The sequence below is a fragment of the Rhizobium sp. BK491 genome (assembly GCF_014194925.1).
In the GTDB taxonomy this organism is placed as follows: domain Bacteria; phylum Pseudomonadota; class Alphaproteobacteria; order Rhizobiales; family Rhizobiaceae; genus Rhizobium.
In genome coordinates, this window is record NZ_JACIAR010000002.1 from 1,288,208 (window position 1) to 1,302,512 (window position 14,305).

Sequence of the window (14,305 nt, forward strand, 5' to 3'; positions counted from 1 at the left end):
TTAAGGAAGACTTGCCGAAGACTCATGCCTTTCTGCGTCCATGAAAGCGTGAGTTCGCCGAACGCCCAATGCGGCATCGCCGAAGCGGAGCGTTCAAACTCTGCTTCGGCGACGATTGAAATCTTGAACTAACGGGGAATCAGTGGACGCTGGAGGCCACCCAGTTGTGCCAGTCCTGTTCGCTGCCGTGGAAAGCGTTGAGGTCGATCTTGCCTTCGACGCCGTGCGATACACCGGAGCCGGAATATTGCCAGAACAGCCATTTACGGCCCGGATAGACCTTGGACGGATGTTGAGCCACGGCGCGCAGCCAGAAGGGATAGTTGAGCAGCTCGCCACTCAGATTGTCGCGATAGAAGTCCGGAGCCGTGTAGACGATCGGACGCTGGCCGTAATGCTTTTCCAGCTTGTCCATGAAGACCTGCATCTTGGCGAGAACCTGCTCGCGCGAGGGCCGCCGCTTGCAACTTGACTCACCGTTCCATTCCACGTCGATGACCGGCGGTAGGGCTCCGGCTTCCTTCGGCACGTTGCGAATGAACCAGTCGGCCTGCTCTCCGGCAGTCCGGCACCAGTAGAAGAAATGATAGGCGCCATGTTTCAGGCCGGCCTGCTGGGCAGCCCGCCAGTTCTTCTTGAACATGGGATCGATGTGATCGCCGCCGTCCGTTGCCTTGATGTAAACGAAGTTCGCACCCTGCGTGCGCAGCGTATCCCAGTCGATCTCGCCCTGCCAGCGAGAGACGTCGACACCATGGACAGCGAGCTTCCGGGGCGAGGTGGACGCACCGAAGTTGATCGGCTTGGCATCGCGGAAGCGATGGCTGTAGATCTGCATCGGCTGCTGCCGCAGGGCGCGGGGCACCGGATTCGATGGCGAGAGCATGGCGAGCGGTCGTTGCAGCGGGACTGGCGCGTCATCGTCGCCGCTCTGGTCGGAGGGCATAAGACCCTCAGGCCGGAGATTCGTCGGCATCGCGACTGCGAGCGCCTGCTGCCGCTCGACGCGCGAAACGGTTTCGCCGATTTCGACCGAAGGCACGACCCTGCTGGTCTTTGTGATTGAACCGGTCAATTCTTTCGAAGGCGGGGCGGCTTGCGCGGCTTCGCGCTCACCTCGGGCGGCGCAGCCTGAAATCGTCAGGCAGGCGAGAAGAATGGTCGATACAGCCGATAGACGCATAGGAACCCGTACGCAAAACACTGGAGGCGACGAGTTCACGCCGCCGGAAAGTTACAGAATCCAAGTCCTAATGGAAATTTACCAAAAAAGTTTGAATCCGAGCTTTCTCGCGCCAAAGAATCGCGCACGTCGTTCAATTATTTGCAATGCAGCCAAAAATCACCATCCGGTGACTTGTGCTAAATAATTGTTATTTCTGGTTTTTGTCGCCGAACGTATAGCCGGTTTCGACTGTCTTGTTGCCGAATTTTTCTCGGAGCTTGTCCATGGCTGCTTCCGCAGCGGCCCGTCGCATGGCCTGAACGTCGATAAGATCGGGTGGGTCCGCGCGCCCGGCATCGCCAAGATCGGTAACCCCGATGCCGATGAGACGGAATTTCGTGCCGTCGGTTTCAGGTTCGAGCAACCGCAGTCCGGTGCGGAAAATCCGATCCGCGAGTTGGGTTGGGTCCTCCAGCCGACGATTGCGCGTGCGGATCTTGAAGTCTGCGGTCTTCAGCTTCAGCACGACGGTCTGGCCGGCAATGCCGCTGCGCTTCAGACGCCGGGAAACCTTCTCGGAGAGATCGCGCAGGATCGGCACGAGATCTTCATGGCGCCAGATGTCTTCGAAGAAGGTGGTTTCGGAAGACACGCTCTTTGCCGCTTCATTGGGATGCACGGTTCGGTCGTCGATCCCGCGCGAGAGACGGAAAAGTCGCTGGCCGATGACGCCATAACGGCGCATGAGGTCACCTTCCTCCATGGCCTGCAATTGGCCGATGGTGCGAATACCGTCGCTTTCGAGCGTAGCGGCAAAGGCCTTGCCTACTCCCCAGATGGTGGTGACCGATCGTGGCTCCAGGAAGGAGAGCGCCTCTTCCTTGCCAATGACGGAGAAGCCTCGCGGCTTCTGTAGATCGGAGGCAACCTTGGCGAGGAATTTGCAGTAGGAAAGGCCGACGGAGATGGTGATGCCGACTTCCTGCTCCACGCGCTTGACGAACTTGGCGAGGATGCGCGCCGGCGGATCGTGATGCAGCCGCTGCGTGCCCTCCAGCTCGAGAAAGGCCTCGTCGATCGAAAGCGGCTGCACCAGCGGTGTCAGGTCCTGCATCATCGCACGGACCTCGCGGCCGACGCGCACGTATTTCTCCATGTTCGGCCGGATGACGACGGCCTGCGGGCAGGCTTCCAACGCCTTGAACATAGGCATGGCGGAGCGCACCCCGTGGATGCGGGCGATATAGCAGGCAGTGGAGACGACGCCGCGCTTACCGCCGCCGATGATAACGGGCTTGTCGGCCAACTCCGGATTGTCACGTTTCTCGATGGAGGCATAAAAAGCATCGCAATCGATATGCGCCAGCGTCAGTGCGTAAAGCTCCCGGTGGTAAACGAGGCGAGGGCTTCCGCAGCTCCGGCAGCGCGTGCGCGTGGCCGATTGCTCGCTCAAGCAATCGCGACAGAAGCCGGAGATCTTATCGGGCGCATGGGTCATCGAGTGAGAACAAAAATTGAACATCGCCACTTTATGATCTAAGCTCGCGAGTCTCAAGCTGGAAAACTGCCGGGGAGGCGCGAGTGCAGAACTTAGTCGTGCAGGCATTGACGCCGGATCGCTGGGGCGATTTCGAGACGCTGTTTGGACCAAGCGGTGCCTGCTATGGCTGTTGGTGCACTCATTTCCGTGTCGCGACATCGCAGCGCAAGACGATGGATGCGGCAGCAAAGAAGCAGTTGATCCAGGAGCGAATCTCGGCTGGGCCGCCGCCCGGTCTCCTAGGCTACATTGATGGGCAACCGATCGCTTGGGTGCAGGTTGGTCCGCGTGCAGAGCTGCCGCAATGGAACTCGCCGAAAACAGTGTCTCGTCCGCTCGATCCAGCCGATGCGGAAGACAGCACTGTTTGGGCGGTAAGTTGCTTCTTCATAAATTCGAAGGATCGCGGCAAGGGGTATAGCCATCGCATGCTGTCGGAGGCTGTGAATTTCGCCCGTGCTTCCGGCGCGCGGCTGCTGGAGGGCTGCCCGATCGAGCGTACGAAGCAGTCGAAATCGGTCGGTCTCTATGTCGGTTCGCAGCGCATATTCGAGGCCGCCGGATTTTCTGAAGTTGCGAAGCGGAAGGACGGCAGGCCTCTGATGCGTCTCGCTCTTTGAGGGTAGGTAGGATGACGTCAGCGTGCGATATGAGCCTGGATCAGCGGTGCTGCCTGGTCCCATTCATTGGCTTCCGGAATACCAGCGGCGACGGCGGGCGCCATGCGATGAACGATGGAGGCCGGTTTCAGATTGATGAGGAGGCATCCCGGAACATATTCGCTGACCGAATGCAGGTTGTGGGCCATGTCGTCGACGAAGGCGACGGGCATCTCGCGCTGTCGATGCAGCGAGCGTACGATCGGCCCCTTCGGCTGCAGCGACGCGAGCAACGGATAGTCAAGCTCAAGCCTGTCGAGGAGCCGCCGCCTCTGCTCCCAGAACTGTGGCGGCATGGCTGTCAGAAAAACGATATCGGCATCTTTCGAAAACGTCGCGAGCGTGTCCACCACGCGATCGAAAGGCGTCTGCCATTGCTCCTGCGCCTCGAAGAACGCCTCGATCAGCCGGCGGACATCCTTTTCCTCCAGCGCGGAGCCATTGGCCTTGGAAACGATGTTGCCCGTCAGCCGGAAGGAGCGCGGCAGGAATTCATGGCCTTCGGCGTCGATGAAGGCCAGGAAGGGCGCAAAGAAATGCAAAACAACGTCATCGACATCGCAGACGATCAATGGCCGTTCCTGAAGCTGGATATGCGATACGTCGAATTCGATCGGGGCATCCATGATCAGTATTCTCCAGAGGCAAGGCCGGGCGGCGAAAAATGCGCCGACGCAGCGGCGACGGCCTCCGGTGGAATGCCGCTGGCCTCGCAGAAGGCCAATAATGTCGGTTCGTGGTTCATGAGGAAATCGAGCATGCCAGCAAGAAAGGCGGGCTCGTTGATGGCGTTGCGCACCTGCGCCGGCTCCACGCCGGTGAGCGCCAGGAAGCGGCCAAACATATCGGGTTCATTGGCGAGCCAGCCGAGTACGGCAATAGCAGTCTCTTGCGGATTGGCCGCGCTCTTCTTCGGGTTCTTGAAGTTACTTTGCATTTTGAGGGGTGAGTTACCTATTTTTCAACCAAATGCCGGTAATTTGCGATTCAACTATTTCTGGAATCGGTTCCTCGCGACCCTATATTTCGAGAGAATGGATGCAATACAGGATGCAGGGGCAGCGTTCCATGGCTAAGCAGGTAATGATTGTAGAAGACAATGAGCTGAATATGAAGCTCTTTCGCGATCTGATCGAAGCCTCCGGCTATACAACGATCCAGACCCGCAATGGCATGGAAGCGCTCGATCTCGCGCGCAAGCACCGTCCAGATCTGATTCTCATGGATATTCAGCTGCCGGAGGTCTCCGGTCTGGAGGTCACCAAGTGGCTGAAGGAAGACGACGACCTGCACATGATCCCCGTGATCGCAGTCACGGCCTTCGCCATGAAGGGCGATGAGGAGCGCATTCGCCAGGGTGGCTGCGAGGCCTATGTCTCGAAGCCGATTTCAGTGCCGAAATTCATTGAGACCATTAAAACCTATCTGGGCGACGCCTGATGATGGGGAGCAGCTGATGACCGCACGCATCCTGGTAGTCGACGATATTCCGGCCAACGTAAAGCTTCTGGAAGCGCGGCTGCTTGCCGAATATTTCGAAGTGCTGACGGCTGAGGACGGTTTGAAGGCGCTCGCCATTTGCGCGAGCACGCAGGTCGATCTGATCCTTCTCGATATTATGATGCCCGGCATGGACGGCTTCGAAGTGTGTGAGCGCCTGAAATCCGATGCCCGAACTGCGCATATCCCGGTCGTCATGGTGACGGCGCTCGATCAGCCTGCCGACCGCGTGCGTGGTCTGAAGGCCGGTGCCGACGATTTCCTGACGAAGCCGGTCAATGACCTCCAGCTGATTTCGCGCGTCAAAAGCCTGCTTCGCCTGAAGACATTGAGTGACGAGCTGCATATGCGCAACGAGACCGCGCGCAACTTCGGCATCGGCGATCTGATGCGCTCCGGAGAAGGTCGTTCCGAGGAAGCCGGCCAGGTGCTGCTGGTCGACGGCCGCGCCAATTCGCAGGAGCGGATTATCCGAACGCTGAAGCCGATTGCCCAGGTCATTGCGATGTCCGATCCGCAGGCGGCTTTGTTCGAAGCGGCCGAACGGCCGTTCGAGCTGGTGATCGTCAATTCTAATTTCGACGATTATGATCCGCTGAGGCTTTGCTCGCAGCTGCGCTCGCTGGAGCGTACCCGCTTCCTGCCAGTGCTGCTGGTGACGGAGCAGGGGGCCGATGACATGATCGTCCGCGCGCTGGATCTCGGCGTCAATGATTATATCGTCCGGCCGATCGATCCGAACGAGCTCGTGGCTCGCTGCCTCACGCAGATCCGCCGCAAACGCTATAACGACCGTTTGCGTGCCAGCGTACAGCAGACGATCGAGCTTGCCGTCACCGACGCGCTCACCGGCCTGCACAACAGGCGCTACCTCGACAATCACTTAAAGGTGCTTTTTGATCGATCCCTGGCACGGGGCAGGCCGCTCTCGATTCTGATCACCGACATAGACCGCTTCAAGACCGTAAACGACACCCATGGTCACGATGCCGGCGACGAAGTTCTCAAGGAGTTTGCCGCACGGATCCGCTCAACGGTGCGCGGCGCCGATCTTGCCTGTCGTTACGGAGGTGAGGAATTCGTAGTCGTCATGCCGGATACGCCCGCCGATATCGCCGCAGCCGTCGCAGAACGTCTACGCGCTTCGGTAGAAAATATGCCTGTGAAACTACGCGACACTGGTGTGGCGCTTAACATTACCGCATCCTTCGGAATTTCGTGCCGTTTGGAGACGATCGATACGCCGGAGCAGTTGATGAAACAGGCCGATCTTGCGCTTTACGAAGCCAAAAGGGCAGGCCGCAACAGGGTCGTAGCTTCAGCCGCATAGGGGTAAACGGCCGAAAATGGCAATTACCCATCGATACTGAGGTAGCTTCCAGGTTTTTGAACCACGATTCAGTTCTTCCCGTTCTTTATCTCACCTCCACAGCCACTTGAGTTCTGGTTCAAAGAAATAAGAATACTTATACTTTCATTTTCGGAATAAATTCTCACTTTCTGCCCAAAGGCGAAATATTCGCATTATATTACTATATGTTTTTATCTTGTTCGTGGCTTGGCGGTCAGGTGGGAGTTGGAAGGGCAGGAGCTTGATTGAAACTAAATTGAATATTCAATTTTACTTTAGTATCTGTATTGTATCTTTTCTAGCGAGAGAGGAGATCTCTCTTTATTCTTGATAATTTCTTGACTATTTTTCGTTAATGCTATCGGGCATTCTTTTCCGTCAAAGTCATGAATTTTAACCATGCGGGCAGACAGGCATTTTTTATCATTAAGAATTTGTTGATTTTCTTTTGATTTCGCGCGAATTTAGTCCCGTATACAGACAACCGATTAGGGTATCCGAGATACCCCATGATGCTCAGGTCCGCCGCATCTCCTGGGTCGTGGGGTCGGTCGGCTGGCAGGCAGAAGATAACGGTTCCTCGTGCCGTTTTGCAGGCTAGCCGACCCCCATTCAAAGCGCCGCTCTTCTTTCTGAAGGGCGGCGTTTTTCTTTGCCGTGCCGGCAAGGCATTGTTCGACTGAGGCGTTTCCAACCGCTATTGCAAAATCGGACGGCGATCGAGATGAGGTTTATAAAACAAAAAAGGCGCCAACCCGAAGGTCGCGCCTTTTTGTAACCTGGAGTTTAGGAAACTTACTTGATCTTCGTTTCCTTGAACTCGACATGCTTCTTAGCAACCGGGTCGTACTTCGTCTTCGTCATTTTGTCCGTCATCGTACGGCTGTTCTTCGTCGTGACGTAGAAGAAACCGGTGTCGGCCGTCGACAGCAGCTTGATCTTGATGGTGGTAGCCTTGGCCATGGTCGTCCTGCCTTTAATAAAAATGAACGCCGTGGACGGCCAGTGCGGAGGTCCACGGCGAATTCTGGCGCGAAAATACAAATCGCGCCCGAAAAGTCAACCTCTGTTGCCCATGAAAAGCAGTCGGATCCCCGAAAGCAGGACATAAAGACCGAAGAAAAACGCCACGGCCCAGGCAAAGCCGCTGGGATTGGCGAGATCCATGGCCGTGCCGACCGTCGGCGGCCCGAGGACCATGCCTACGGCGTAACAGAAAACGAAGGCCGCATTGGCGGCGACGAGATCGACGCCGGTCAATCGCGTGCCGAGGTGGCTGAGGCCGACCGTATACATGCCGGAAACGCAGCCACCCCAGAAGAGCAGGATGATGGCAAGAATGATCCAGTTCGATGACAGCGACGGTAGCAGGAGCGCTCCGACAAACCCGATCGTGGCCATGATCGACAGCAGCGGCCGCTTGTCCCGCATGCGGTCGGCAAGCAGCCCGAGCGGGATCTGGAACACGAAGTTGCCCACACCCATGACGGTCAGCAGCAGTGCCGCCTGTGATTCGTTGAAACCGAGGCGGGTTGCATAGCTGGTGAAGAGCGATCCGCCGCCGACGGTAACCGCACCAAACACGAAGACCGCAGCCGTGGCCGTCGGCACGAGGAAGATGTAGCGCACGAAATGCAGTTCCGGCTTCTCGTCAACCATCGGGCTCTCGTTTCGCGCAATGAAGATCGGGATGGAGGCGGCCAGGATGATGCAGGCGCCGATGAGGAAGGGCATCAGGCCTTCGCTGCCGACGACGGAAAAGACGAGGGGGCCGGCCGCAAATCCCAGAGAGAAGACGGTGGAATAGAGACCGAGCACGAATCCGCGTTTGGAAGGCGGCGAGGCGGCGTTGATCCAGAATTCCGACAGGATGAAGAGCGTTGTCGTCGCCCCATGGAAGACGATGCGCAGCGGAAACCATAGAAGCAGATTTTCCGCATAGTAGAAACCGAGTGAACTCAGAGCCGATAGGAAAACCGCCCAGATCATTGTCTGCACGACGCCAAAGCGATGCGCGAGCTTGGTGGTAACGACCGCTGCCAGCATCGAGGCGACGCCCATCATGGCCGTGTTGAGGCCGATGAGGCTCGAGGGAACACCGCGCTTTTCGAGAATGATACTCAGAAGCGGCAGTCCCAGCCCGATGGCGATGCCAACGGCGGATACGGAGGTAATGGCTGCGACGAGCGAAGGCCAGTGAATTTCTTCGACGTGGCCGGCCTTGTCGTTCGTCGGTTCAAGCATAAAAAAATCCCTGGGGCATGAGGCGCGCGAATCGATCGCAATGTGGAGCACAGGAAGCCACGGCTCGGCCAAATTCAGGTGACGGGTCGGCTTTCATGTGATCGATCACACCCTCCGGAGTAGTCCCTATGACGCGCGGCATGTTCAGACAAGAAATGCTGCTCATGTCAAGCGGTTGCCGGCAAAGCAGTTCGTCTGAAGCACGATTAAGCGACAAAACCTCTGCGGTTTCCGATATAGAAGCGCAATGCGCGGAAGCAATCTCTGCCAACGATAGAGACCGGCGGCATGAACCGGATAGCATGGTCACGACCGGCCGTTTCCTTGATCCCATTCCTCTGGGGTGTCGTCATGGCCACCGAAGCCATGCATGCGCAGCGCCCATTGCAGGCCGATGACGCCGCCCTTGATCGGCTGGATGATGGCAAGTGCCGCGATAATGGTGATGGGTGCCCAAATGGCAAGATGCGCCCAGAGCGGCAGCTTGAAGGTCATATCCGTCAGCATGTAGCCGCCGACGATCAGGTGGCCGAGAACCAGGATCACCAGATAGGGCGGCAGGTCGTCGGCTCGCTGATGAGAGATATTTTCATCACAGACCGCGCATCGGTCGACTGGCTTCAGAAAGGCGCGAAAGAGCTTGCCGGTGCCGCAGCGCGGGCAGCGGTTCAGCATGCCGCGTAGAATCGAGCGTCCGAGCGGACGTTCGCTTTCGTCTGAGCCACCGAAGCGGATGGGGGAGTCGGATGGGCTGCCCGTCATGAATGCGCTTCCTCCGTGCCGGCAGCCGTTCTTTACCTGCGGCCGCGCGGCGGTCTCGTGCCCGGTGCCTTGCGCGCCTGGCTCTTGTTGCGGCGGGTGGCCTTATGAAAGGAACGCACCGCCGTCGGCATCGGCTTGCCATCGCTCAGCATTTCGAAGCGCAGCGCTCCGGCAAGTGGCACGGCTTCCGCCAGCCTCACCGTTACATCGTCGCCGAGACGATATCCGAGCCCCGTTCTTTCGCCCGTCAGCGCCTGATGGGCCTCGTCGTAGATGAAGTAATCGGTGCCGAGCGTAGATATAGGGATGAAACCGTCGGCGCCATAGTCCGGCAGGGTGACAAAAAGCCCCGACTTGGTGACGCCGCCGACGCGCGCCTCGAACTCCGCGCCGACACGACCGGCGAGGTGGTGGGCAATGAGCCGGTCCACCGTCTCGCGCTCCGCGGCCATAGCGCGGCGCTCGAAGGTCGAGATTTCGGCTGCAATATCGTCGAGCGAAGCTTCTTCCTCCGGCGTGATCGCACCTTCGCCAAGGCCAAGCGAGCCGACCAGCGCGCGATGCACGATCAGATCCGCATAGCGACGGATGGGCGAGGTGAAGTGGGCGTATTTCATCAGATTCAGGCCGAAATGCCCGATGTTGTCGGGGCTGTAGATCGCCTGGCTCTGTGAGCGCAGCACCATCTCGTTGACCATGGTCTGATGCGCCGTACCCTCGGCTTTCGCCAAAATGCCGTTGAAGCTGTTGGCGCGCACATTGCCGCCCTTGGCAAGCGAAATGCCGAGGGTGGCCAGAAATTCGCGCAGGATTTCCTGCTTGGCGAGCGTTGGGCCATCGTGGATACGGTAGATCAGCACCTGCTTGCGCTTTTCCAACGTCTCGGCCGCAGCGACGTTCGCCTGGATCATCATTTCTTCGATGAGCTTGTGTGCATCGAGGCGCGGCGGCACGAAGACACGATCGACGGTGCCATCCGGCTTCAGCAGGATCTTGCGCTCGGGCATATCGAGTTCGAGCGGCTGGCGCCGGTCGCGGCCCTTTTTCAAAATCTCATAGGCGTGCCAGAGCGGCTTGAGAATCGGCTCCAGCATCGGTCCGGTCTTGTCGTCGGGCTGGCCGTCGATCGCAGCCTGCGCCTGCTGGTAGGAAAGCTTGGCAGCGCTCTTCATCATAACACGATGGAAGGTATGCCCAGCCTTGCGGCCTTCCTTGGAGAAGACCATTCGAACCGCGAGGGCAGGGCGGTCGACGCCTTCCTTGAGCGAGCAGAGATCGTTGGAGATGCGCTCGGGCAGCATCGGCACGACGCGGTCGGGGAAATAGACCGAATTGCCGCGCTTCAGCGCCTCGCGGTCGAGCGGCGAGTTCGGACGCACGTACCAGGAGACGTCGGCGATGGCGACGGTGACGATCACGCCGTCCGGATTGTCGGGCGAGGGGTCCATCTCGGCATAGACGGCATCGTCATGGTCCTTGGCATCGGCTGGGTCGATGGTGATCAGCGGCAGGCTGCGCCAATCCTCGCGATGGGACATGGTGGCCGGCTTGGCCGCATCGGCTTCCGCAATGACTGCGACGGGGAAGACATGCGGAATTCCATGTGCGTGAATGGCGATCATCGAGATCGCTTTTTCCGAGGCGACAGAACCGACAACAGACAGAACCTTGGCGCGCGGCAGGCCGAAGCGGCCGAGACGCGCCACTTCGACTTCGACCAGATCGCCGTCCTTGGCACCGCCGGTATAATCGGGGTCGATGACCATTTCCTCGCCGCGCCGTTCGATCGGCATCAGCCGGCCACCGCCGCCCGGCGTTTCGCGGAAGACGCCCATGGAGGCGCCCTGCCGCTTGTCGATGACCTTAATGATGCGAGCCGTATAGGCTGGGCCGCCGCGATCCACAGCCGAGAAGATCTTCGCAAGAATGCGGTCGCCCATGCCGGCGACCGGCGCCTTGCCCTTGCCGTTGCGGCCGGCGGGCGAGGAGGACTGCTTGATCATGACTGCGGGCGCGACGCCGTTTTCGTCGGCCCATTCGGCGGGGCGGCCGATCAGCATGCCGTCCTTGTCGCGCGTCGTAATATCGAGAACGGCAATCGGCGGCAGCGCGCCAGGGCGGATGAGAGACTTACGGCTCTTCTGCACCATGCCTTCTTCTTCAAGCTCGCGCAGCAGTTCCTTGAGCGCGACACGGCTCTCGCCCTTTAGGCCAAAGGCCTTGGCGAGTTCGCGCTTGGAAGCTTGTTGCGGATGATCGGCGATGAAGCGCAGGATGACCTCGCGCGGCGGCAGCTCGCCGTGGATAATTGCCATCATCGGCTCAACCTCGCCGCCTGCCTTGCCGGCGCGGCCGGGCTTACCGGAACGCCGTTCCGACGATGGGTTCCTGCCGCGCGGTTCTCTGCTCACTCTGCACTCTTCTTTTTCGCCGCCGTCTTGGCCGCAGGCTTCTTTGCAGCAGCCTTCGGCTTGGCAGTCGTTTTCGTGGCTTTTGCGCCGGCTGCCGCGGCCTTTGCCTTAGCGGGTGCCTTCTTGGTGGTGCCGCCGCTCTTGCCGGCCTTCGCTGCGATCAGAGCTAGGGCTTCCTCGACGGTGATCGCCTGCGGATCCGTCCCCTTCGGCAAAGTCGCATTGACCTTGCCCCAATTGACGTAGGGGCCGTACTTGCCGTCGCGAACGGTGATCGAGCCGCCGCCATCCGGATGCGCGCCGAGATCCTTCAACGCTGCGGGTGTTCCGCCGCGCGCTCCACCGGCTGCCTTGCTCTGCTTTTCGGCAAGAACGGTGACGGCGCGGTTCAGACCAACGGTGAAGACATCCTCGACGCTTTCGAGGTTGGCGTAGCTGCCGTCGTGCAACAGGAATGGTCCATAGCGGCCGATGCCGGAAGAAATCATCTTGCCGGTTTCGGGGTGCTTGCCGATGTCGCGTGGCAGCGAGATCAGCGCCATCGCCTTTTCATAATCGATATCCTCCGGCTTCCAGCCGCGCGGCAGCGATGCACGCTTGGCATCCTTGCCGTCGCCGCGCTGGATATAGGGACCGAAGCGGCCCGAACGCAGCGTCAGCTCTTCACCGGTCACCGGATCGGTGCCGAGCGCTTTCGGTTCGTTCAATCCGTTGGATTCAGCCTCCGCGCCGCCTTCCGACGAAAGCTGGCGGGTATAATTGCATTCCGGATAGTTCGAGCAGCCGACGAAGGCGCCGTATTTGCCGAGCTTCAGCGAGAGGTTACCCGTGCCGCATACTTGGCAGATGCGCGGATCGCTGCCGTCTTCGCGCTTCGGGAAGACAAGCGGTGCCAGCGCATCGTTCAGGGCATCTAGAACATTGGTGACGCGCAGTTCCTTCGTGTCTTCGATCTGGGCGAAGAAATCGCGCCAGAAATCGCGAAGCACGTCCTTCCAGTTCAGCTCGCCAGCGGAGATGCGGTCAAGCTTCTCCTCTAGATCGGCCGTGAAGTCGTATTCGACATATTTGGTGAAAAAGCTTTCGAGGAAGGCTGTGACCAGCCGTCCCTTGGCCTGCGGCACCAGCTTGCGCTTGTCGATGGTCACATAATCGCGGTCGCGCAGCGTTGCGAGCGTCGCGGCATAGGTGGAGGGGCGGCCGATGCCGAGCTCTTCCATCTTCTTGATCAGCGACGCCTCAGAATAGCGCGGCGGCGGTTCGGTGAAATGCTGGGTCGAATTGATCTTCTGTTTGGCGAGATTTTCGCGTGCGTTGATTTCCGGCAGGCGGCCGCCTTCTTCGCTGTCGTCGCTCTGCTCGCCGTCTTCCTTCTGGTCGGTATAGGCGGCGATGAAGCCGTCGAAACGGATGACGGAGCCGACGGCGCGCAGGCCCGCCTTCTTGCCGGCGTTATCGGCCAGGATCTCGACCGTCGTACGCTCGATTTCTGCCGATGCCATCTGGCTGGCGATACCGCGCTTCCAGATCAGATCGTAAAGCCTGAGCTGGTCGTCATCGAGGAACTTGCGGATGCGATCCGGCACGCGGTCGAAGTCGGTCGGGCGGATCGCTTCGTGTGCTTCCTGGGCATTCTTTGCCTTGGTGGAATAGAAGCGTGCCTTTTCCGGCAGATAGCGGTTGCCGAACTGGTTGGCTATGGCGTGGCGTGCCGCATCGATCGCTTCCGGCGCCATCTGCACGCCGTCCGTACGCATATAGGTGATGAGACCGACGGTTTCGCCGCCGATATCGACGCCTTCATAGAGCTTCTGCGCCACCTGCATGGTGCGAGAGGCCGAGAAGCCGAGTTTCGAGGAGGCGGCCTGCTGCAGCGTCGAAGTGGTGAAGGGTGGGCTCGGATTGCGCTTGACCGGCTTTGCCTCGACCGTGCCAACGACATAGGAGGCACCTTCGAGCAGCGCCTTCAGCTTGCCGGCCTCTTCGCCGTTGCCGATCGCGCGCGGCTGCAGGCGCTTGCCGTCGGCAGAGACCAGGCGGGCTTCGAATTCATCGCCGCGTGGCGTTTTCAGGATCGCAGAAAGGTTCCAGTATTCTTCCGAGATGAAGCGTTCGATCTCGGATTCTCGGTCGCAGACGAGGCGAAGCGCCACGGATTGCACGCGGCCGGCCGACCGGGCGCCCGGCAGCTTGCGCCACAGAACCGGCGACAGGTTGAAGCCGACGAGGTAGTCAAGCGCGCGGCGGGCGAGATAGGCGTCCACCAGCGGCACGTCGATGTCGCGCGGGTCGGCCATGGCGTCGAGCACGGCCTTCTTGGTGATGGCGTTGAACACCACGCGCTTCACCGGCTTGCCGTTGATAACGCGCTTCTTGTTCAACAGATCGAGCACATGCCACGAAATGGCTTCACCCTCACGATCGGGGTCGGTCGCGAGAAAAAGGCCGTCGGAGGATTTCATCGCGTCGGCAATGTCCTTGATGCGCTTTTGCGAGGCACCATCGACTTCCCACAGCATTTCGAAATCCTGGTCAGGCAGTACCGAACCGTCTTTGGCGGGCAGGTCACGCACATGGCCGAAGGATGCAAGAACCTTATATCCGGGTCCCAGATATTTATTGATTGTCTTGGCCTTGGCAGGCGATTCCACCACTACAACGTTCATCATCAAG

At 59.4% G+C, this 14,305-nt stretch carries 12 protein-coding genes; 3 read left to right on the forward strand and 9 right to left on the reverse strand.

Annotated elements, in window-relative coordinates:
- Nucleotides 1-139: 139 nt before the first annotated feature.
- Together FHX05_RS14175 and FHX05_RS14180 are read right to left on the reverse strand one after the other, a co-directional pair.
- Nucleotides 140-1,183, reverse strand: a complete 1,044-nt coding sequence (locus tag FHX05_RS14175) for a GH25 family lysozyme (RefSeq protein ID WP_112398582.1) — start codon at nucleotides 1,181-1,183, stop codon at nucleotides 140-142.
- A 190-nt stretch (nucleotides 1,184-1,373) separates the two neighbouring features.
- A complete protein-coding gene (locus FHX05_RS14180) occupies nucleotides 1,374-2,663 on the reverse strand; it encodes a DNA polymerase IV (protein ID WP_183872337.1) in 1,290 nt (429 codons plus the stop codon).
- An 83-nt stretch (nucleotides 2,664-2,746) separates the two neighbouring features.
- Between FHX05_RS14180 and FHX05_RS14185 the strand changes: the two genes are divergently transcribed.
- The gene (locus tag FHX05_RS14185) at nucleotides 2,747-3,325 is read left to right on the forward strand and encodes a GNAT family N-acetyltransferase (protein ID WP_112607126.1); all 579 of its coding nucleotides are present in this window, start codon (nucleotides 2,747-2,749) and stop codon (nucleotides 3,323-3,325) included.
- A gap of 17 nt (nucleotides 3,326-3,342) precedes the next feature.
- Here the strand turns inward: FHX05_RS14185 and FHX05_RS14190 are convergent, their stop codons facing one another.
- Together FHX05_RS14190 and FHX05_RS14195 are read right to left on the reverse strand one after the other, a co-directional pair.
- Nucleotides 3,343-3,990: a hypothetical protein gene (locus tag FHX05_RS14190; protein ID WP_183710322.1), complete on the reverse strand. Its 648-nt coding sequence runs from the start codon at nucleotides 3,988-3,990 to the stop codon at nucleotides 3,343-3,345.
- A gap of 2 nt (nucleotides 3,991-3,992) precedes the next feature.
- The gene (locus FHX05_RS14195; protein ID WP_112337507.1) at nucleotides 3,993-4,301 is read right to left on the reverse strand and encodes a DUF3572 domain-containing protein; all 309 of its coding nucleotides are present in this window, start codon (nucleotides 4,299-4,301) and stop codon (nucleotides 3,993-3,995) included.
- 131 nt (nucleotides 4,302-4,432) lie between these two features.
- On the opposite strand from FHX05_RS14195, the gene FHX05_RS14200 reads away from it, so the two are divergent.
- Together FHX05_RS14200 and FHX05_RS14205 are read left to right on the forward strand one after the other, a co-directional pair.
- Complete coding sequence (locus FHX05_RS14200) at nucleotides 4,433-4,804, forward strand: response regulator (RefSeq protein ID WP_041677854.1); 372 nt, start codon at nucleotides 4,433-4,435, stop codon at nucleotides 4,802-4,804.
- Between the two features lie 16 nt (nucleotides 4,805-4,820).
- Nucleotides 4,821-6,194 carry a PleD family two-component system response regulator gene (locus FHX05_RS14205; RefSeq protein WP_183872339.1) on the forward strand — a complete coding sequence of 458 codons (1,374 nt, stop codon included), beginning with the start codon at nucleotides 4,821-4,823 and terminating at the stop codon, nucleotides 6,192-6,194.
- Between the two features lie 816 nt (nucleotides 6,195-7,010).
- Here FHX05_RS14205 and rpmG read toward each other — a convergent pair.
- The 5 genes from rpmG to topA all read right to left on the reverse strand — a co-directional run bounded on the left by rpmG (nucleotide 7,011) and on the right by topA (nucleotide 14,298).
- The gene (rpmG, locus tag FHX05_RS14210; RefSeq protein WP_003547442.1) at nucleotides 7,011-7,178 is read right to left on the reverse strand and encodes a 50S ribosomal protein L33; all 168 of its coding nucleotides are present in this window, start codon (nucleotides 7,176-7,178) and stop codon (nucleotides 7,011-7,013) included.
- A 96-nt stretch (nucleotides 7,179-7,274) separates the two neighbouring features.
- Nucleotides 7,275-8,459 (reverse strand): MFS transporter, encoded by a 1,185-nt coding sequence (locus FHX05_RS14215; RefSeq protein ID WP_183872341.1) that lies wholly within the window; start codon nucleotides 8,457-8,459, stop codon nucleotides 7,275-7,277.
- A 306-nt stretch (nucleotides 8,460-8,765) separates the two neighbouring features.
- Complete coding sequence (locus FHX05_RS14220; protein ID WP_015339543.1) at nucleotides 8,766-9,221, reverse strand: DUF983 domain-containing protein; 456 nt, start codon at nucleotides 9,219-9,221, stop codon at nucleotides 8,766-8,768.
- A gap of 32 nt (nucleotides 9,222-9,253) precedes the next feature.
- Nucleotides 9,254-11,632, reverse strand: a complete 2,379-nt coding sequence (gene rnr, locus FHX05_RS14225; protein WP_183872343.1) for a ribonuclease R — start codon at nucleotides 11,630-11,632, stop codon at nucleotides 9,254-9,256.
- The gene (gene topA, locus FHX05_RS14230) at nucleotides 11,629-14,298 is read right to left on the reverse strand and encodes a type I DNA topoisomerase (protein ID WP_183872464.1); all 2,670 of its coding nucleotides are present in this window, start codon (nucleotides 14,296-14,298) and stop codon (nucleotides 11,629-11,631) included. The genes rnr and topA overlap by 4 nt, the downstream gene beginning before the upstream one ends.
- Between the last annotated feature and the right edge of the window lie 7 nt (nucleotides 14,299-14,305).